The sequence below is a fragment of the Acinetobacter tandoii genome, assembly GCF_008867985.1.
GTDB classification, from domain to species: Bacteria; Pseudomonadota; Gammaproteobacteria; order Pseudomonadales; family Moraxellaceae; genus Acinetobacter; species Acinetobacter tandoii.
In genome coordinates this window covers 28,908-48,880 of sequence record NZ_VXLD01000004.1, presented here as the reverse complement: position 1 = coordinate 48,880, position 19,973 = coordinate 28,908, and the positions used below count along the sequence as shown (strand labels likewise).

At 41.5% G+C, this 19,973-nt stretch carries 15 protein-coding genes; 6 read left to right on the top strand and 9 right to left on the bottom strand.

Going from position 1 to position 19,973, the window contains the following annotated elements:
* Positions 1-89: 89 nt before the first annotated feature.
* Entirely contained in the window at positions 90-1,877 is a 1,788-nt protein-coding gene (gene aspS, locus F4W09_RS07785; protein ID WP_044738716.1) for an aspartate--tRNA ligase, read from the bottom strand.
* A gap of 161 nt (positions 1,878-2,038) precedes the next feature.
* Positions 2,039-2,803 carry a DUF4184 family protein gene (locus tag F4W09_RS07780; RefSeq protein WP_151504499.1) on the bottom strand — a complete coding sequence of 255 codons (765 nt, stop codon included), beginning with the start codon at positions 2,801-2,803 and terminating at the stop codon, positions 2,039-2,041.
* Positions 2,804-2,963: 160 nt separating this feature from the next.
* Here F4W09_RS07780 and znuD point away from each other — a divergent pair, with 160 nt between their 5' ends.
* Both znuD and F4W09_RS07770 read left to right on the top strand, forming a co-directional pair.
* On the top strand, positions 2,964-5,027 hold the full coding sequence (gene znuD, locus F4W09_RS07775) for a zinc piracy TonB-dependent receptor ZnuD (RefSeq protein WP_151504498.1): 2,064 nt from the start codon (positions 2,964-2,966) through the stop codon (positions 5,025-5,027).
* A gap of 105 nt (positions 5,028-5,132) precedes the next feature.
* Positions 5,133-6,596 (top strand): phospholipase D family protein, encoded by a 1,464-nt coding sequence (locus tag F4W09_RS07770; RefSeq protein WP_151504497.1) that lies wholly within the window; start codon positions 5,133-5,135, stop codon positions 6,594-6,596.
* Positions 6,597-6,678: 82 nt separating this feature from the next.
* Here F4W09_RS07770 and F4W09_RS07765 read toward each other — a convergent pair whose 3' ends face one another.
* The gene (locus F4W09_RS07765; RefSeq protein WP_151504496.1) at positions 6,679-7,131 is read right to left on the bottom strand and encodes a hypothetical protein; all 453 of its coding nucleotides are present in this window, start codon (positions 7,129-7,131) and stop codon (positions 6,679-6,681) included.
* Positions 7,132-7,305: 174 nt separating this feature from the next.
* Here F4W09_RS07765 and F4W09_RS07760 point away from each other — a divergent pair, with 174 nt between their 5' ends.
* The gene (locus F4W09_RS07760; RefSeq protein ID WP_151504495.1) at positions 7,306-7,734 is read left to right on the top strand and encodes an RcnB family protein; all 429 of its coding nucleotides are present in this window, start codon (positions 7,306-7,308) and stop codon (positions 7,732-7,734) included.
* Positions 7,735-7,814: 80 nt separating this feature from the next.
* Here the strand turns inward: F4W09_RS07760 and F4W09_RS07755 are convergent, their stop codons facing one another.
* From F4W09_RS07755 to F4W09_RS07740, 4 genes are all read right to left on the bottom strand, one after another.
* Entirely contained in the window at positions 7,815-8,312 is a 498-nt protein-coding gene (locus F4W09_RS07755) for a phosphate-starvation-inducible protein PsiE (protein ID WP_151504494.1), read from the bottom strand.
* 117 nt (positions 8,313-8,429) lie between these two features.
* Positions 8,430-10,211, bottom strand: a complete 1,782-nt coding sequence (locus F4W09_RS07750) for an acyl-CoA dehydrogenase C-terminal domain-containing protein (RefSeq protein WP_151504493.1) — start codon at positions 10,209-10,211, stop codon at positions 8,430-8,432.
* A gap of 168 nt (positions 10,212-10,379) precedes the next feature.
* Complete coding sequence (locus tag F4W09_RS07745; protein ID WP_044738723.1) at positions 10,380-12,182, bottom strand: acyl-CoA dehydrogenase C-terminal domain-containing protein; 1,803 nt, start codon at positions 12,180-12,182, stop codon at positions 10,380-10,382.
* A 309-nt stretch (positions 12,183-12,491) separates the two neighbouring features.
* The gene (locus F4W09_RS07740) at positions 12,492-13,112 is read right to left on the bottom strand and encodes a hypothetical protein (RefSeq protein WP_104441111.1); all 621 of its coding nucleotides are present in this window, start codon (positions 13,110-13,112) and stop codon (positions 12,492-12,494) included.
* A 133-nt stretch (positions 13,113-13,245) separates the two neighbouring features.
* On the opposite strand from F4W09_RS07740, the gene baeS reads away from it, so the two are divergent.
* The 3 genes from baeS to F4W09_RS07725 all read left to right on the top strand — a co-directional run bounded on the left by baeS (position 13,246) and on the right by F4W09_RS07725 (position 17,173).
* Positions 13,246-14,907: a sensor histidine kinase efflux regulator BaeS gene (baeS, locus tag F4W09_RS07735; RefSeq protein ID WP_151504492.1), complete on the top strand. Its 1,662-nt coding sequence runs from the start codon at positions 13,246-13,248 to the stop codon at positions 14,905-14,907.
* Between the two features lie 11 nt (positions 14,908-14,918).
* Complete coding sequence (locus F4W09_RS07730; protein WP_016168184.1) at positions 14,919-15,605, top strand: response regulator; 687 nt, start codon at positions 14,919-14,921, stop codon at positions 15,603-15,605.
* Between the two features lie 212 nt (positions 15,606-15,817).
* Entirely contained in the window at positions 15,818-17,173 is a 1,356-nt protein-coding gene (locus tag F4W09_RS07725) for an amino acid permease (protein WP_151504491.1), read from the top strand.
* Positions 17,174-18,062: 889 nt separating this feature from the next.
* Here F4W09_RS07725 and F4W09_RS07720 read toward each other — a convergent pair.
* Positions 18,063-18,434 (bottom strand): MmcQ/YjbR family DNA-binding protein, encoded by a 372-nt coding sequence (locus F4W09_RS07720; RefSeq protein WP_151504490.1) that lies wholly within the window; start codon positions 18,432-18,434, stop codon positions 18,063-18,065.
* A gap of 70 nt (positions 18,435-18,504) precedes the next feature.
* Complete coding sequence (locus F4W09_RS07715; RefSeq protein ID WP_151504489.1) at positions 18,505-19,950, bottom strand: protein adenylyltransferase SelO; 1,446 nt, start codon at positions 19,948-19,950, stop codon at positions 18,505-18,507.
* Between the last annotated feature and the right edge of the window lie 23 nt (positions 19,951-19,973).

Sequence of the window (19,973 nt, the reverse complement as noted above, 5' to 3'; positions counted from 1 at the left end):
AAAGATGTAATTTTCAAAAATGTCATAGATTGGAACATTTGAGAATAAAAAACCCTGCATGAGTGCAGGGTTTTGGGTGAAGTTAAAGATTATGCTTCTTTCGCTTCAGCTTTTTGTTTTTCACGTAAACGAATACCTAAGTCACGCAATTGGTTTGCTTCAACTGGTGCAGGTGCTTGCGTCAATGGACATTCAGCAGTCTTGGTTTTCGGGAATGCAATCACATCACGAATAGATGATGCACCTGTCATCAACATGATCAAACGGTCAAGACCAAATGCTAAACCACCGTGTGGAGGCGCGCCATAACGTAATGCATTCAATAAGAAACTGAATTTCTCTTCTGCTTCTTCTTCACCAATACCTAATGCTTCAAAAATTGCTTTTTGCATTTCTAAAGTATAAATACGGAGTGAACCACCACCGATTTCAGTACCATTGAGTACCATGTCGTAAGCAACAGAAAGTGCAGCACCTGGATTGTTCTTCACTTCTTCAACACTAGATTTTGGTAGTGTGAATGGGTGATGCACAGAGGTCCATTTGCCATCATCAGTTTCTTCAAACATTGGGAAGTCAACCACCCAAAGTGGCGCCCACTCGCAAGTTGCAAGTTTCATGTCATGACCAATTTTCACACGAAGTGCGCCCATTGCATCATTTACAACTTTTGCTTTGTCTGCACCAAAGAACACGATGTCGCCATTTTCAGCACCAACACGTTTTAACAAATCAAGCACGATTGGCTCGATGAATTTAACGATTGGTGATTGAAGACCTTCGATGCCTTTTTCAAGTTCGTTGACTTTGATGTAAGCCAAACCTTTCGCACCGTAGATGCCAACGAATTTCGTGTATTCATCAATTGCACTACGTGGAAGAGAACCTGCACCTGGAACGCGTAAAGCTACAATACGACCTTTAGGATCTTTAGCAGGACCTGCGAATACTTTGAACTCAACGTCTTGCATTAAGTCTGCAACATCAACTAATTTCAATGGAATACGCATATCTGGTTTGTCAGATGCATAGTCACGCATTGCGTCTGCATAGGTCATACGTTCAAATTTATCGAATTTTACATTCAATAATTCGTTGAACATTTTAACCGTTAAGCCTTCCATTAAATCCATGATGTCATCGTCACTCATGAACGATGTTTCAACGTCGATTTGGGTAAATTCAGGCTGACGATCTGCACGTAAATCTTCGTCACGGAAACATTTCGCGATTTGGTAGTAACGATCAATACCACCTACCATCAACAACTGTTTGAACAATTGTGGGGATTGTGGAAGTGCATAGAAGCTACCATTTGAAACACGGCTTGGGACTAAATAGTCACGTGCACCTTCTGGGGTCGCACGGGTCAAGATTGGTGTTTCAACATCAAGGAAACCATGATCTTCAAAGTAATTACGAATTAAGTTTGTAACTTTAGAACGGAAACGTAAACGCTCTAACATTTCTGGACGACGGATGTCCAAGAAACGATATTTCAAACGAATTTCTTCTGAAATATTGGTATTTTCGTCATTTAATGGGAATGGCGGAGTTTCAGATTGAGCAAGAACTTCAATTTCTTTACCCAAAACTTCGATTTGACCGCTCACCATATTGGCATTTTCTGTGCCTTCATAACGGCGACGTACACGACCTGTAATTTTTAATACGAATTCTGAACGTGCTTTGTCAGCAGTTGCGAATGCTTCAGGAGTATCTGGATCAATAACGACTTGAACTAAACCATCACGGTCACGCATGTCGAGGAAGATAACACCACCGTGGTCACGGCGACGATGTACCCAACCGCAAAGGGTTACTGTTTCATCAATTTGGGCTTCGGTTAAAGAACCGCAGTAATGAGTTCGCATCATAGCGTATAAAATCCAACTATATGGGTTAAGGAAGCGTATACGTAAACAGCGTACCGCTCGTAAAGGAAGGATTATGCCTCGTTGAGGATTTTGTCACAAGGACTAGATCCAAATTCCTCTGTATTTCATGGCTTTTCGGCGCAAAATTTAGGGACAAGTTGTTATTCAAAATACTGTTTTTGATCTAAGAACATAAAAATAAGACAGCCTGTGCTGAAGATGACTAAAGCGGCTTGACTAAATTCATTGATGCTTCGTGCTGTAAAATAGTACAGATTGGCGACCCAGATATCATAGGAAAAATAACGAGCGTAATCCCAAACAGAATAAATGCCACTCAGCAATGTTAAGCCAAGTAAACTCCATGCATAGCGTTTAATCTTGCTTGATACAGGTGAGGGTTGTCGGAACTGTTGAAAATAATGAATACACATCCAAACAAGAATAGGCAATGCCACGATGGATGTGCCAATTTGAAGCACACGATGCACAGGAAAACGCTGTCCGAAGAGGGAAATACTTTGACTCAGGAAATCCCGAAAGGCAAAGGTTCTGAAGTCGACATGGGTCAGCCCGTCCCAAATGAGATGGGTACTTACCCCAACCAAAATGCTAATGACTACGCCTATAACAAAACCCATGCGTGTTTTGAGTTGTGTGAGTTGTAATGGATCTTGTAATCCCAAAAAACGATATAACACAGGTCGATAAATGAAATACCACAACAGACAAAAAATCAGTCCAATTGCCAAATTTGGATAAATTAAAGCATTCCAGAGATGGGTTTTTCCGCCATCTTGTTGGGTAAAAAGCCGAATTAGATCAGGTGTCATACAGCCAATGGCTAGGGCAGCAGTGGGTAAATACCCTTTGCTGAGTTTGGCAAGCGGTGGTGCGAGAACAGCATGAGACAGAGTAAAGGGCATGAAATCTGGTTAATCCCATAATTCGAAATAAGGCGATAAAATGGATATTGCGCTAAAAACAGGATAAAGAACTTAGCAGGTAGATTCTGTTTTTTATTGCAAAAAAACAGTAATGTTATATTATAACAATTAATGACTTTCACCAGACCAAACCTGACTCATGTTATTTCATAAGAATTTACTTTCCGTTGCGATTCTTGCGGTAATCGCGCCTTCCGCATTTGCACAAGATGATGAATCTACGCAAAAACTAGACACCATTCAAGTCACAGCACATCCTTTGGTACAGACTGCTGTAGATTATTCGGCTGCCGATAATGTCATTAAAAGTGATCAGTTGGTACAAGGTGGCACCACCATAGGTGAAGCACTAAGTAATCAGGTCGGGGTCTATTCCAATCAGTTTGGTCCAGGTGCTAGTCGCCCCGTGATTCGAGGGCAAGATGCAGCACGTGTAAAAGTCTTGGCGAATGCCTCTGAAACTATGGATGTATCGACTTTATCGCCAGATCATGCAGTGACCGTAGATCCTACTTTGGCCAAGCAAATTGAAATTGTACGTGGTCCGTCAACCTTATTGTACGGGGCTGGAAATGTAGGTGGTTTGGTCAATGTCACGGACAATAAGATTCCCACCCAGATGCCAGAGAACGGCTATGAAGGAAAACTTGGTGTACGTTACAACACGGGCAACGATGAAAAGTTAGCTACAGCAGGTGTAACAGTTGGTTTGGGTGATCAAGTTGCATTACGTGTTGAAGGCCTGAAACGCGATGCAAATAATTATATTGCCCCAGATTATGTTCATGAAGGTGAAAAAGAACGTCGCGTAGATAACACTTTTGCGGAGTCTCAAAATGTGACTTTAGGACTGTCATGGATTTATGATCGTGGTTTTACGGGAGTTTCTTATACCAATCGTCAAGATCAATATGGATTGCCAGGTCATAATCATGAATATGAAAGCTGTGAAGCACATTTAGCAGGACAACCGCATTTACACTGTGGTGAGCACGATCATGACCATGAAGCAGATACACATGAGGCACATGATCATAGTCATGCGGGACCTTGGGTAGATCTAAAATCCGAGCGTTATGATTTTAGAAGTGAGTTGGCAGACCCATTTGCAGGCTTCCAAAAACTACGTGTGCAAGCGAGTTATACCGATTATCAACATGATGAAATTGAAGAAGGTCAAGCTGCCACAACCTTTAAAAGTGAAGGTTATGACACGCGTTTAGAATTGCTGCATAACCGGATTGGGGCATGGGAAGGGGTAATTGGCACTCAGTTTGGTCGCCAAAAACTCGATATTACTGGAGAAGAAGCGTTATTTGCAGGGCCAAGTACCACAGATAAATGGAGCTTATTTGCTTTAGAGCATCGTCAATGGAACGATGTGCATTTTGAACTGGCAGCACGTTTGGATCAGCAAAGTATTGATATTGATTCGCCACAAAAAGATTATGATGATCATGCATTTTCTTATTCTGGTGCAGCGAACTGGGCATTTGCACCGAATTATAAATTGTCTTTGGTGGCCTCCCATCAAGAACGTTTACCGATGGCGCAGGAGCTGTATTCACAAGGTAAGCATCTGGCAACCAATACCTATGAGTTGGGCAATGAAAATTTAGCTGTTGAGAAATCGAATAACCTTGAATTGGGTTTCCATTACGATACTGATCGACTGAACTATCATGTTCATGTGTTCCATAACTGGTTTGATGATTATATTTATGCCCAAACGCTGGATCGTTATGAAGATTTTCGTTTAATTCAGTATACGCAAGATAAAGCACGTTTTTATGGTGCTGAAGGGGAAATCTCCTATCAACTGTCGCCAATCTATACTGCCACGTTATTTGGTGACTATGTACGTGGAAAAATTGATGCTGAAGGGGATGCACCACGTGTTCCTGGTGGCCGTTTAGGAACACGTTTTGACGCCGATTTTGGTGATGGTTTCTCAGGAACTGCGGAATATTACCGTGCCTTCAAGCAAGACAAAATTGCAGTCTATGAAACAGAAACTGATGGCTACAATATGGTAAATCTGGGTTTAGCTTATGCCGCCCGCCTTTCGGATAAAACAGATTATCGTGTTTATGCCAAAGTCAATAACCTGTTAGATGAAACTGTATATAACCATGCGTCATTCTTATCGACACTTCCACAAATGGGGCGCAACTTCACTGTTGGGTTGGAGTTTGGTTTCTAAGAAGCCATCAGCTTTTTGAATGGATTCAAGGTGATGTCACACAAAGTCACTTGAAAAATGTGTTAAGAAAACCTAGCCTGAACCTATTGGGTTAGGTTTTTTCTTATGCGTATTTTTCGAAAAATTCATCATAAATTAAATTGGACACCGCGGCGTTATGTTGCGGTCATTGTTAGTTTCTTGGCACTGGGCTATTTGGCTTCAGGGATTTATCACACACTAAAGCCGTTACCTGAAGGTCTAAATTACACAGGAAAATTACGGCATGCCCAAGTGAAGTTTTTAGCGGATCAAACGTATTTAACCCGTGATGGTAAACAGCAGCAACAGCATGTCATTTTTAAAGAAATGCTAAAAATGATTGATGAAGCCCAAACCACCATCGTATTGGATATGTTTTTATTCAATAAAGAGGTGGGTGAGTCAAAACTGCAACAGCAAGCTCTAACCCAACAATTAACCGATGCCTTAATTTCGAAACGCCGCCAGTATCCTCATATTGAAATTAAATTGATTACCGATCCCATTAATTCAGTTTATGGTGGCGTAGCACCTGAACATTATCGTCAACTGCGTCAGGCAGGGATTGATGTGATCGAAACTGATTTGCGTCCACTACGGGCATCAAATCCTACTTGGTCAGGTTTCTGGTATTTGTGCTGTCAAAATGCAGGCAATAATCCTGAAAAAGGTTGGTTGCCAAATCCATTTGGTAAAGAACCCATTACCTTACGCAGTTATTTTAATTTGTTTAATTTTAAAGCCAATCATCGTAAAACTTTGGTGGTGGATACTGCACAGGGATGGAAGGCTTTGGTTACTTCGATGAACCCACATGATGGCAGTTCACGACACTCTAATATCGGTTTAGTGGTGACAGGCAATACCGCGATCGATATTTTAAAGACTGAGCAAGCGGTAGGTCGAATGTCTGGTGGTGACATGCCTGTGATTATTCTAGGTGAGTTTGAAGCCGCCAAAACAGAACCCCAAGCGCAAGTCTTGACGGAACAAGCAATTTTAGATGCGACGTTAAACTTAATTACGACTGCAAAAAAACACGATCAGATTGATTTGGCAATGTTCTATTTATCTGAACGACAAATTATTCAAGCCCTCATTGCAGCACAAGAACGTGGTGTGCAACTGCGGGTTTTACTTGACCCGAATAAAGATGCTTTTGGACGTCAAAAAAATGGCATTCCAAACCGTCAGGTAGCGTCTGAGTTACATGCGGCAGGCATACCCGTGCGCTGGTGTAATACCCAAGGTGAACAATGCCACAGTAAAATGATTGTGAAGCGGGGTGCGAATAGCAGTGAGATGATTTTAGGTTCAGCCAATTTTACCGCACGAAATATTAAAAATTATAATTTAGAGACAGACTTACGTGTCTTGGGTTCGACTCAGGCTCCAGTGTTCCAAGATGCGAATCAGTACTTTAATACGGCATGGTCAAACCTCGAGGGGAAACAAATGAGTGTGGACTATACCCAGTATGCGGATGACTCAAAATTGAAATATGCGTTGTATCGTTTTATGGAATGGAGTGGTTTATCAACGTTTTAATTTTTAATCCCAGCTCACCTCCCTTTAATCAATAAAGGGAGGAAATTCCTGATTTAGATCAAGAATTGAGAGAAACTATTGTTTATACCTGAGGATTTGGTGGAATGATTTGATCCAGCTCTTTGTCGGTCATATTGTCTAATTCATGTAGATCAGTTTTGATTTTCCATTGTGTTTCATCTTCGACAGGCTGTGGTAAACGCGCTTCAAGCCAGTCACAAACCACATCGGGTGGAAAATCTGGGTGATTACATTGGATGACCCAAGATAGAAATTTTTTAGCTTCACCATTCATATAAGGCGGAGGTGAAACTGGAAGAAATTGCGTTGGTAAACGCTCATGGGTCGAAATGTAATTCAGTACATGCCCCAGTTCTTGTACGGTTTGCCATGCGAGAGGATGATCGACATTAATTTGGAATTTAAACCACCATGCATGTTGACCGTCTGTTCCATAAGAGTCGATTAATCTTTTTTGCACGCTCGGTACTTTTGAGAAAAATTGATGCAGTCGTTCAAAGTTTAATTCCGCCACAATGTTCCACCTAATCCATGAAAAAAATTATTTTAACATAAAGCATAGCAATCCAAATTCACATTCAGAGTGGGAAGAGCATCGTGTACAAATCTTTGCCCAGCCTGCTATTTTTATACATGCTTGAGCAACAAGATAGGTTAAAATATCAACAAAGATTATTGGGAGCAGCAGATGAAAGAGAAGTTCTATTTTGCATGTGGAATAGCCATCTTGATGCTGAGTTCTAGCTATGCCTCTGCTGATGCCAATGGCTGGTCAAACTATCAGGGCACCAGTACCAAACGCCCGAATTATCGACCATATCCACCGCAACCGCCATATCCGGATAGACCTTACCCGAATCGACCCTATCCGCCACATGATCATCGTCCACCGAATTGGGATCGACCACAAGCCAACGTGAGTATTAATTTACAAGCGCCAACTTACACGCAATATAACCATCAAAGTACCAGTTATGTTTTTGGTGATGCCAATTCAAGGATTGAAAGTTCGAATTATCGGATTATCAATGATTGGCAACGTTTGGGGTTACCTGAACCACCACAAAATATGTACTGGATCTTTGAAAATGGTCGCTATGTGTTAGTCCCAAGATAAAAAAGCTTCCCAACTTTCGATTTGAACGCAGCCACAGAGGTCATGCTCGAAAGTGGGCAAGCTAGATTTACAAGATTCAATTAAGCCAATTCATCATCTTCTGGACGTGGAGTTTTACCTAGCGGTAAGGGTTTATCATGATGTTTATCGCGTATGACGGAAGGGAACGTCCATGATGCATAACGCACAATTAAAATGGCTAGCGCAAGAATCAAAATTGAACCTGTAATAATCACCAAGTCCATATCGGCTTTATGATCGTGTTGAATATCTGAAATCAAAAGACGGGTGAGTGCGGTAATTGCCACATAAATCAGAAAACGGACAGGCATATGATTGGTTTTAAAATAAATCCCAACCATGGCACCCAATTCCAAATAGATAAATAACAACAGAATATCGTCAATGGTGGCGTATTGTTTAACGGTAAGGATTTCAATGACGGTATGCACGGCTGACCATGCCACCATACAGCCAATAATAAATAAGGCAATATAGTGAAAGCTTTCAACCGCTAAATTACCTAATCGGTCGAGGAGGGTTTCAATTTTAATCACTTTAGGATCTCGTTCAGACATCTTTACCTCCTATTATTTGAAATAACAACTTATTCAATCATAAGCAAATTTCATGCACATGAACATTAGGGCATAAAAAAACGCCTGACAGAGCAGGCGTTTTTTTATACTTAACGATTATGCTTGGCTAGTGAAGTAATCTTCGCTGAAGTTCATGATTAAATCAGAACCTGCTTTTACTTTAGCAATACGCATGTCTAATTCTGGAAGAATACGTTGTGCGAAGTATTGAGCAAGCGCCAATTTGTTTTGGAAGAACTCGCCATCTTTGTCTTTTGCTGCATTGGCAATGCGCGCAAACATGTAAGCGAAGCTTAACAAACCAACTGCGTGCAAGTAATCCACCGCTGCCGCATTTGGGAATTCTACATTTTCTGCTGCTTGAGCAAGAACGAATTGAGTCAGGTCTGCAACTTCTGTAGCAGCATCTAAAGTGGCATCTTTAATGAAGTTTAAGTCTGCATCTAAACCGTTGGCGAAATCACGAATTTCTTCGATGTATTCTGCAACGTAGGCGCCGTTACACTTAATAGTTTTACGACCAATCAAGTCTTGAGATTGAACGCCATTTGTTCCTTCGTAAATCTGTGCAATACGTAGGTCACGAACACATTGTTCCATACCCCATTCACGAATATAACCATGACCACCGAAGCACATTTGAGCATCAAGCGTTGCTTGGAATGCAGTATCGGTTAAGTAAGCTTTTGCAATTGGTGTCAAAAGTGCAACGCGGTCGTTGGCTTTTTTCACTGCTTCAGCATCGGTCGAGAATTTGGTGATGTCTAACTGTTGACCCACATACACTGCAAATGCACGCGATGCTTCATTGTTCGCACGTACGTTTAACAACATACGACGTACATCACCATGCACTAAAATGCTGTCTGCTGGTTTGTTTGGAGATTTCACACCAGACGCGCTACGACCTTGTAAACGATCTGTCGCATATTGTGCTGCATTTTGGTAGGCAAATTCAGAAGCACCAAGACCTTGAATACCCATTGATAAACGTTCGTAGTTCATCATCACGAACATCGCTGCAAGCCCTTCGTTTTCTTTACCCACGAGGTAGCCTTTTGCACCGTCAAAGTTCATGACGCAAGTTGCTGAAGCTTTGATTCCCATTTTATGTTCGATTGAACCAGGTCCTGCGGCGTTACGCTCACCTACTGAACCATCTTCGTTCACAAGAAATTTTGGTACGATGAATAATGAAATACCACGTGAACCCGCAGGTGCATCTGGAGTTTTCGCCAACACCAAGTGAATGATGTTTTCAGCTAAGTCGTGGTCACCGCCCGTAATGAAGATTTTAGTCCCTGTGATGTTATAAGTACCATCTTGGTTACGTTCGGCTTTAGTTTTGATAATACCTAAATCTGTACCTGAGTGTGGCTCTGTTAAGCACATGGTGCCTGACCATTCCCCTGAGTAGATTTTAGGTAAATAGGTTTCTTTTTGCTCTTGAGATGCATAGCTGTTTAACGCCATACCTGCACCCACCGAAAGTAATGGGTAAAGCATGAAAGACGGGTTGGTTGCGAACAGCATTTCGTCAGAAAGTACCGTCAGCATTTTTGGCATGCCTTGGCCGCCCCATTCTTCTTCTGCACCTAAACCAATCCAACCACTTTGAGCATATTGTTGGAAGGCATCTTTGAAGCCAGCAGGTGTCGTCACTGCGCCATTGTTATAAGTTGCACCTTCTTCATCACCTGTACGGTTCAGTGGAAGCGTTACATTTTGCGCAAATTTCGCCATCTCTTCTAAAATAGCTTCTGCAGTCGCTGTATCTAAATGCGCTAGATTTTCGTTCGACTGCCAGAATTGTTCTGCGTTAAAAACATCATTTAAGATGAATTTCATATCTGCAAGCGGTGCATTATAAATTGGCATAGTTAGTTCACCTTTGTTGTATACATCATGTGCCGAGTGTGGAATAACACGCGATCACACGTATTATTGATAGAATTAAATTTAGCATTGATTACATAAAAAAAGGACCGTCAAAACCGACCAGTCCTTTTTTTTCAAATTAACATTGCAAGCAACATTAAAGTGTGATTAGAACGCGAAGTGTTCCGCATCTAATGACATTAATGGCTCTACACCACCTGCAATCACGTCAACATGTGAACGAACGCGTGGCAAGATTTTCTTGAAGTAGAAGCGAGCAGTGGTCACTTTAGCGTTGTAGAAATCTACATCAGTTGTACCAGCAGCAAGGGTTTGCTGTGCAACCAACGCCATTTGAGCCCATAGGTAAGCAAGCGTTACATAACCAGAGAAGTACAGGTAATCAACCGCGGCAGCACCAACTTCTTCTGGGTTTTGCATTGCACGCATACCAATTTGCATGGTGAGGTCGCCCCATTCTTTGTTGAGTGCAGCAAGTGGCTCAACAAATTCTTTCATTGCTGCATTGTCTTTGTTCGCTTCGCAGAATTTGTGAATAATCTTGGTGAAGTCTTTCAACATTGCACCTTGAGTACCCAAAACTTTACGACCTAACAAGTCCAAAGCTTGAATTTCTGTCGTACCTTCGTATAGGCATGAAATACGGGTATCACGAACAATTTGTTCCATACCATGTTCAGAAATAAAGCCGTGACCACCAAACACTTGTACGCCGTGTTTTGCAGATTCAGAACCTGTTTCAGTTAAGAAAGCTTTTGCAATCGGAGTAAGTAACGACAAAATGTTGTCAGAGTATTTACGCTCTTCTTCAGTTGCACCTTGCTCTACGATGTCGGCATGGAAAGACAATAAGTAAACCAATGCACGACCTGCTTCAGCAAAAGATTTTTGCGTTAACAGCATGTTACGTACAGCTGGGTGAACAATAATTGGATCAGCTTCTTTTTCAGGTGCTTTAGGACCAGAAAGTGAACGCATTGCTAAACGATCTTTCGCGTAGGCAAGCGCACCTTGGAAAGAACCTTCAGATGCAGCAAGACCTTGAACCGCTGTACCGATACGTGCTGTGTTCATGAAGGTAAACATACAGTTTAGACCACGGTTTTCAGGTCCAATCAAGTAACCTTTTGCGTTGTCAAAGTTGATGACACAAGTTGCGTTACCATGAATACCCATTTTGTGTTCAATTGAACCACAACGAACAGCATTACGTTCACCCAATGTACCATCAGCATTCAAGTTGAATTTTGGTACGATGAATAAAGAAATCCCTTTGGTGCCTTTTGGTGCACCTGGAAGGCGTGCAAGCACGATGTGAATAATGTTCTCTGCCATGTCATGTTCACCAGCAGAGATAAAGATTTTCTCGCCAGTAATTGCATAGCTACCATCAGCATTCGGTTCAGCTTTAGTGCGGATAATACCAAGGTCAGAACCTGCATGAGATTCTGTTAAGCACATGGTTCCTGTCCAAACACCTGATACAAGGTTTGGTAAGTAAGTATCTTTTTGTTCTGGTGAACCGTGGTGTTCTAAAGTACGTACTGCACCGTGAGAAAGGCCAGGATACATACCCCAAGCCCAGTTTGCAGTACCGACCATCTCAGAGATTACGTTAGCCAAAGAAACAGGTAAGCCTTGACCACCGTATTGTTCTTCAGCAGAAAGAGAAGGGAAGCCTAACTCGATATATTTTTGGTACGCTTCTTTAAAACCAGTAGGTGTCGTAACTACACCATCATTCCAAGTACAACCTTCACGGTCGCCGCTTTGGTTGATTGGAGACAATTCATTTTCACAGAAATCAGCCGCAGCTTCTAAATATTGGTCAACCAATTCACGGCTTACGGTTTCTTGGAAAGCAGGAAGTTTTGCATAATGTTGTTCAGCATTTAGTAATTCATGCAAAACGAACTGCATATCACGTAAGGGCGCTTTGTATTGTGGCATGTCGGTTTTCCTCAATACTGGTTTTAACCAGCGTTATAATCCTAATAAACATGGTGACGTGCCTTCAATGACACGTTTTTAAGTACAAGTTAATCGTGCAACATCTTGTTATAAGGTACAAGCACTTGCCCCCCATTTCTTAGTGACTGTAAAGTCAAAAAAAGGTGGCTTGAATTTTCTAAGTACATTGAGTGTAAACGTTTTTATGTTTTTTTTAATGATACAAATAGTCAAAAAACGTAAAAAGTTATGTCCTCCATTTAGGCATAAAAAAAGACGCTTGCGGCGTCTTTTTTGTTGTAAATCTGCTTATGCAGCTGGAGGAGGTGCAATATTTGCTGTTGGTGCTGCATTCGGTTGTGGTTGATTTGGGAAGAAGCGTACTGAACATTTGCCTGAAAGCGTTTGTTCACCCGCTTTAATCTGAACGACTTTGCCATCGGCTTGACCATTACATGCAGTTTCAACCGCTTGTTGGAAGGCTTGTTTTTCTCTCAAGCGTTGATCGAACTGTTGCACCATTTGTTGACGCTGAGCATCTGTCAGTTTTTCACCACGTTGTGGACGCATCATGCCTTCATCACCTTGCATGGGAGGTTGCCCCATATGCATACCATGTCCACGTTTATGGTCGGGCTGGAATACCATATGACATTGACCATCAATGGTTTGTGTGCCCGCTTTAATCTGAACAGTTTGCCCAGCAGCTTTGCCATCACAGGCTTGTCGCATTTGCTTAAACATTGCTTTGTGTTCAGCACGCATTTGATCATGTTCAGCACGCTGTTCGGGCATCAAACGATCTGCATAACGACCATCCATATGATGATGGGAGTGTTCTTGAGGCTCTGGTGTTGATTGGCAAGCTGTTAAGGCCCCGACACTTAAAATACCGCAGGTTGCTAATACAATTTTTTTCGTCAAGTTCATTACAAGTTACCCCAGCACGCTATTTTTCATTTGTGCTTAAAGATTAAATAATAAAGATGAAGAAACAATGGAGGGTTTTTTGAAAAGAGGTTGGTTACAATAGTCCCAACAAAATAACAACTGAGCACCGCTGTTGAATACTCGACGTGTCCCGATTGCGTTACGCCTATTCTTGACTGTATTACTGACCACCTTAGTGATTATCACGCTAAGTCTGGGGGTATTGCATTGGACCATGCAAAAAAACTTTACTAAGTATGTAGCAGATGTCGAAATGCAAAAGCTCGATCATCTGATTTCCAACTTGGCGGGAGTCTATGCAGTTTATCATGATTGGGGTAATGCCATTCAGGCCCAGATTTTACAAATTGAAGGTCAGGCCGACCCTGATGATTATGACCGACTGTCGCATTGGTGGTTACGTCGACAATACGATATTGCCTTACAGCAGCGTTATTTTGAAGAACATACTTTTGTAAATTTACCACCAACACTGGCACGGGCAGATCAGGGGAAACCTTTGCTCGACCAAGAAGAGTTACGTTGGTTAGAGTTAAATTTACCTTCTGAATACCAACCCTTTGAAGGTTTAAAATTTCCTTTAAAATCGAATGAAAATGCATTCCGACCACCTGATCGTAAAGATGGGCAGGCGCAGAATAAGTTAAAAGAGAGCAACCAGAAAAAGCAATTTATTTCGATGCCAGACCGTTTAGGGTTGAGTTCGCGATTATCTTTGTATGATGCCAAACGACAATTTGTCGTGGGTGAACCATCTTCAGATCAGATTTCTTATCGCCCGATTATCGTCGATGATAAAGTGGTTGGCTATTTAGGTTTAAAACCCGTCCTAGATCAAGATGATGCTTTAAGTATCAACTTCTTTAGTAATCAAAAGCGCTATTTATTTTTGGTTTATGGTTTGACCATTTTAGCCAGTCTAATTGCTGCATTATTGCTGGCAACCTATTTTAAGAAACCGATTCAACGCTTGTTGAACGGTACACGTGAATTGACTCAGGGCAACTACCAACATCAAGTCAAAATTAACCGTAATGATGAATTGGGTGATTTATCCAATGAATTGAATCAATTGGCAGAAATTCTGGATCAACATGAAACTTCGCGTCGTCAATGGGTAGCCGATACTTCACATGAATTAAAAACACCATTGGCTGTGTTACAAGCACAAATTGAAGCTATGCAAGATGGCATTCGTAAAGCCACACCAGAACATTTGGATGCCATGATGCGTCAAGTGAGTAGTTTGAAAAAACTGACTCAAGATTTAGCAGATTTAGCTCAAGCCGATGCTCAGCAATTGAAATGTTATTTTACGGCCGTAAATCCGTGGGACATGATTGTTCAAGAGGTAGAGAACTTCAAACCGAAGTTTGAACAAGCCAATTTAAAAGTCAGCGTGCAAGGTGATGCTCCTGTCTTACAATTAGATACAGACCGATTCAAACAAATTGTGGTCAACTTACTCAGTAATAGTATTCGTTATACCGAGTCGGGCGGACAGATTCAGATTCACACCGAGCAAAGTGCAACAGAGTGGAGTCTGTATGTGGATGATAGCCCGTATGGATTGACGGATGAACAATTGCAGCACTTGGGGGAACGATTCTATCGTGTGGATGATTCGAGAACTCGAAGTACAGGTGGAACAGGGCTAGGTTTGGCACTTTCATGTAAGATTGCTCAGGCACTCGGTGGACGCTTGCGTTTTGAGCATTCACCATTAGGTGGTTTGCGTTGCAAACTCACTTTTCCCAAACAAATGAAATCATAAAGGAAATATTCATGAAGCATATTATGCTGGTTGAAGATGAAGTTGAACTGGCTCAATTGGTCCGTGATTATCTAGAAGCAGCAGGTTTTGAAGTTAGTCTGTTTCATGATGGGCAGGAAGCCTATGACAGTTTTATGCAACGCAAACCAAGCTTGATGATTTTAGACTTGATGGTCCCTCGAATGGATGGTCTGACCATTTGTCGTAAGGTTAGAGAGCAATCTGACTTGCCAATTATTATGGTGACGGCACGCACAGAAGAGATTGATCGTGTGTTGGGGCTGAATATGGGTGCCGATGATTACATTTGTAAACCATTTAGTCCGAAAGAGTTGGTGGCACGTGTGCAGGCAGTTTTACGCCGCTTAGACCGTAAAGCTGAGCCTGAAGAAAATGGCTTGTTTCGCGTAGATAAAGCTCAACAACGCATCTGGTATCAACAAAAGACCCTCAACTTAACGCCAACCGAATTCCGCTTACTAGAATTGTTCCTTGAGCACGTTGGACAAGTTTATTCGCGTGTACAATTATTAGATCATATTAATCCAGATAGCTTTGATGTGGCAGACCGTGTAATTGATAGTCATATTAAAAACTTACGTCGAAAAATTTCGGATGCAGCCGAAACAGGCAACCGTCATGAATGGATTCAAGCGGTGTATGGTGTCGGTTATCGTTTTGAGTATCCAGAAGATTAACTTATAATTTTCTGAGCGATAGAAGAAGCGGATAAGCCTTGGGTTATCCGCTTTTTTTATGGGATGAAGGCAAGGTGGCAATCAAAATCAGCCGTGCTTTTAAATCGTCATGTGGCGAAATGAGACAGAGCAATCGGAGATTTTAAAGTACAAGACTGGTTGATCGCTTGTGCAAGCGATACAATTCATTTTTTGTCAGATGAGCATGTGTTTTGAGCAGCGAGATGCCTAAACTTCAGCGCCGTTTAAAGAACCGCCATATCCAATTGATCGCTATGGGTGGTGCAATTGGTACGGGATTGTTCTTAGGTTCAGCACATATTATTGAGTCTGCTGGCCCATCTATTATTTTGGGTTATATGATTGGCGGTTTGATTGCATTCTTAATTATGCGTCAGCTCGGTGAAATGATTGTGCATGAACCCGTGACGGGGTCATTCAGCTACTTTGCTTTTAAATATTGGGGACGGTTTTCAGGCTTTTTAACGGGCTGGAACTACTGGGTGCTGTATATCTTGGTGGTAATGACTGAGCTGACCGCGATTGGTAAGTATGTAAATTATTGGTGGCCACATATTCCTGCTTGGATTTCAGTGTTGGTATTTTTTGTGGTGATCACACTGGCCAATCTCGCCAATGTCAAACTGTACGCGGAGTCTGAGTTTTGGCTGTCGATGATTAAAGTTGTGGCGATAATCGCGATGATCATCTTTGGGGCTTACCTCTTGCTGACGGCTGATGCGGGTTCCACTGCTTCCATCACTAATTTATGGGCACATGGCGGGTTTTTCCCACATGGCTTTGAAGGCTTGTTTTATATGCTGGCCTTTATGATGTTTGCTTTTGGTGGCATTGAGCTAATCAGTATGGCGGCTGCGGAAACCGAAGATCCTGAAAAGAATATTCCAAAAGCAGTCAATCAAACGGTGATTCGGGTTTTCCTATTCTATATTTGCTCGTTGGCGATTCTTTTGTCTTTGGTGCCTTGGAACCAATTGGATTTGGGCGGGTTAGATAAAAGTCCATTCGTACTTATTTTTAAGCAAATGGGCATTGAGTGGGCAGCCCATTTACTGAATTTTATTATTTTGACTGCATCAGTTTCTGTTTGTAATAGTGGCATGTATGCCAATAGTCGCATGCTGTTAGGTCTAGCAGAACAGGGCAATGCCCCACAAATTTTTAAGCAGGTTAACCAGCAAGGGACACCGATTGCGGCTGTATTATTTTCAGCATTACTGATTTTTGGTTGTGTGCTGTTAAATTACTTCTTGCCTGAAAAAGCACTGAGTTATCTGATTTATATTGTGGTCAGTGCTGCGGTGTTGAATTGGATGATGATCAGTTTGATTCATCTTAAATTTAGACAGAGTATGAAAAAACAGGGTATTCAGACCAAGTTCCCAGCGTTGTTTGCACCGTTTAGTAATTATTTTGTTTTAGTATTTATGCTGATGATTTTGTATATCATGTGGAATCAAGGTTTTATGCTTTCCGTGTTGATGCTTCCTGTCTGGATCTTCATGCTCTTTGTTTTATTTAAAACATTAAAGCCGACGAAAAGTTAAAGCGCAGGTGATGATGTGGAAAAGGACTCAATATGAGTCCTTTTTTATTGGGCTTTTACTTAGATAAGTCTGGATTTAAATCTGTGAAGCGTTCCGCTGGCGATGTGCCTATGTCACCTAGGGGAGGATTGTGAAATAGAATCCAAACTTTTCAACAATGGAATCAAATAAGCAACTGATCAGGAGACTGACCAAGATTTTACTGACTCTCAATGGGCCTTTGTCTGAGGTTTGGCATGACCTGTTGATTAACTTGGGTGGAGAGTGAGCGACTCTCACACTGAATCTTTTCGGATTGATATGTATAGGTAATTAAATAGACAAAATTGAGAAAGGAAAGGTTGTATTTCCAACAGATTGAAGCAGAGAGCTATCAAGTTGCTGTTAAAGTACTCAAAAATTAACTTTAATATAGTACGGCTTGGCTGCAACCATCCTGAAAACTATCCACAATTTCTGCGGATAATTTTGGGGGTAAGTCTGATTAAGCTAGTTTTTCTATGTACGTTTTGGCTTACACTATCTCAAGCGGATTGCGTCTAGGTCAGCCCTAAAATTTTTTATAAGATGCGGTTATGGAGAACAGGATGTTCCAATACATAAAACAAAAATGATAAGTTCAACACTAGGATGTGAGGTACGACAGGAGTTATACCTAACAAATCAATACGAAAAAGCCCGACAGGATGTCGGGCTTTTTTATGATCTTTCAATTGCTCACTTCGCTTTTAGTTTCGAATTTTTTGTTCCAAGTGGGCAATACTGGAAAATGTTGAAAAGCTGTACAGTAGCGACCAGATTTATCCAAACTTATGATCAGTTTGATGACGTGATAAGGCTCAGCTTTAAAAAAGCAAAAGAAATAATTAAAATCTTCTTCATTCAATATTTAACTGATGGCTTTAAGTGCAGCGATCCGCTGTCTTTGTTGTTTATTCAGCTTGGATACCACGAGTTCATAAGAACTTTGCACCAGATCAATGACTAAATCAGGCTCTAGGTTTTCATTCTCATAGATTGAAATCCAATGTTTTTTATTCATATGCCAACCAGCATGAATATACGGATAAATGTCACGTAGCATCGCGCCGTGGTCAGGTGTAACTTTTAAGTTACTTAAAACTCTACCGCTTAAAGATGAATTGAGTAAAAACATTTTATCCATGACTTTATACACATCACAGCCCTCGCCAAAGGGTTGACTACAGGTGACTTCTGGCAGGGCAAGTGCAGCTTTTGCGGCAATACGGTGTAAGGACATGGTGATCACTACTCTAGTAGGGGAAGCCCTGTGGATATTGTTTAGTTTATCCACAGTTTAAGCCAACCTGTTAAGATGAACAACTCACCATCACTTCAGGCACATCGTTCGGTAATGGAGCCAAATCTTCAGTTTTCTCTAGTGCCACATTTCGTTCAAACGGTTGGCTGAGTAGGTTAAATAAACGTTCGACTTCTGAAAAATCATTGCGCTCAGCCAGTTCAATCGCTTTTTGTGCCATGTGATTGCGTAGGATATAAACTGGATTGGTTTGTTGCATTGTTGCATCCAGTGCGGCTGTATCTTGATTGGCACGAATTTGTTGGTATTGCACAAGGAAACTTTCAAATTGACGGCGGTCAAGACAATCATCCAAAAGCAGTTGGTAGTCTTGATTTTGTAGACGAATAAAGCTTTGGGTGTAATCCAGTTGTTCAGATTGCAAAATTCTTAAAAAAAGCATGCCACAATCAAAGCTATCTTTATGAAAATCAGGTAAGCCCATTTTTTGACATAAACCTAAGCGATAATGTTCCAAAAAGGTCGGTTCATAATGACTCAAGCAAGCTGCTAGATCTTCTTTCCATTGTTCTTTGTCATAGTCTTGAGGACAAAGCGGAATGAGGTTATTCAACCATGTCCATAAATTCCAGTGTCCAATGCTCGGTTGTTGCTGATAGGTATAGCGGCCTTGGTAATCGGAGTGATTGTTAATCCAATTGGGACGGAAACGTTCCATAAAACCGTAGGGACCAAAATCTAAGGTTGAACCTGTGATATTCAAATTATCGGTATTCATAACGCCATGTGCAAAACCAACCAATTGCCATTTGGCAATCATGACGGCAGTTCGTTGTATCACTTGGGTGGCGAAAGCCAAGATTGGTTGTTCAGCGAGCAGGCATTCAGGATAGTGCCATTCAATACATTTTTGCGTAAAGTCAGCCAATAAGTTCGATTGATATTGATTAATCCATTCAAAATGTCCCAAACGAATATGACAATCAGAGGTTCTGAGCAGCATCGCACCCAGCTCTAATTTTTCACGTTGTACACCTTGAGTAGACGAAGTAAAACCGACTGCATTACTAGAGGGAATACCCAGTGCATTGAGTGCATGACCTGCCAGATATTCACGAATGACTGAGCGTAAAACCGCACGGCCATCGCCCATCCGCGAATAAGGTGTTTGCCCAGCACCTTTTAAGTGTAAATCAATGGTTTGTTGTTTTTGATCAAGAATTTGGGCAATTAGTAAACCACGACCATCACCAAGTTGCCCCGCCCATTGTCCAAATTGATGCCCTGCATAAACCATCGCAAGAGGGGGGAATTCTGCAAAGGTTTTTTGTCCGCTACAAATCTCAACCCAATTTGCTTGTTCTTCGGCAGTCCATTGCAGTTCTTCAGCCAAGGCTTGGTTAAAATGACCTGCTTTTGCTCCGACCAAAGGTAAGGGCATTTGCTGATGGTACAGTTTTGGATTCAAGGTTAAATAGCGGGAATTAAAAAGCATAAGATTGGATCAGACAGATGAAC

Coding starts and splice junctions, on each gene's coding strand:
- F4W09_RS07755 (WP_151504494.1), bottom strand. CDS start 8,312: ATGTCTGAACGAGATCCTAAAGTGATTAAAATTGAAACCCTCCTCGAC.
- F4W09_RS07740 (WP_104441111.1), bottom strand. CDS start 13,112: ATGAACTTGACGAAAAAAATTGTATTAGCAACCTGCGGTATTTTAAGT.
- znuD (WP_151504498.1), top strand. CDS start 2,964: ATGTTATTTCATAAGAATTTACTTTCCGTTGCGATTCTTGCGGTAATC.
- F4W09_RS07715 (WP_151504489.1), bottom strand. CDS start 19,950: ATGCTTTTTAATTCCCGCTATTTAACCTTGAATCCAAAACTGTACCAT.
- F4W09_RS07770 (WP_151504497.1), top strand. CDS start 5,133: ATGCGTATTTTTCGAAAAATTCATCATAAATTAAATTGGACACCGCGG.
- F4W09_RS07720 (WP_151504490.1), bottom strand. CDS start 18,434: ATGTCCTTACACCGTATTGCCGCAAAAGCTGCACTTGCCCTGCCAGAA.
- F4W09_RS07745 (WP_044738723.1), bottom strand. CDS start 12,182: ATGCCACAATACAAAGCGCCCTTACGTGATATGCAGTTCGTTTTGCAT.
- F4W09_RS07730 (WP_016168184.1), top strand. CDS start 14,919: ATGAAGCATATTATGCTGGTTGAAGATGAAGTTGAACTGGCTCAATTG.
- F4W09_RS07760 (WP_151504495.1), top strand. CDS start 7,306: ATGAAAGAGAAGTTCTATTTTGCATGTGGAATAGCCATCTTGATGCTG.
- aspS (WP_044738716.1), bottom strand. CDS start 1,877: ATGATGCGAACTCATTACTGCGGTTCTTTAACCGAAGCCCAAATTGAT.
- F4W09_RS07780 (WP_151504499.1), bottom strand. CDS start 2,803: ATGCCCTTTACTCTGTCTCATGCTGTTCTCGCACCACCGCTTGCCAAA.
- F4W09_RS07750 (WP_151504493.1), bottom strand. CDS start 10,211: ATGCCAATTTATAATGCACCGCTTGCAGATATGAAATTCATCTTAAAT.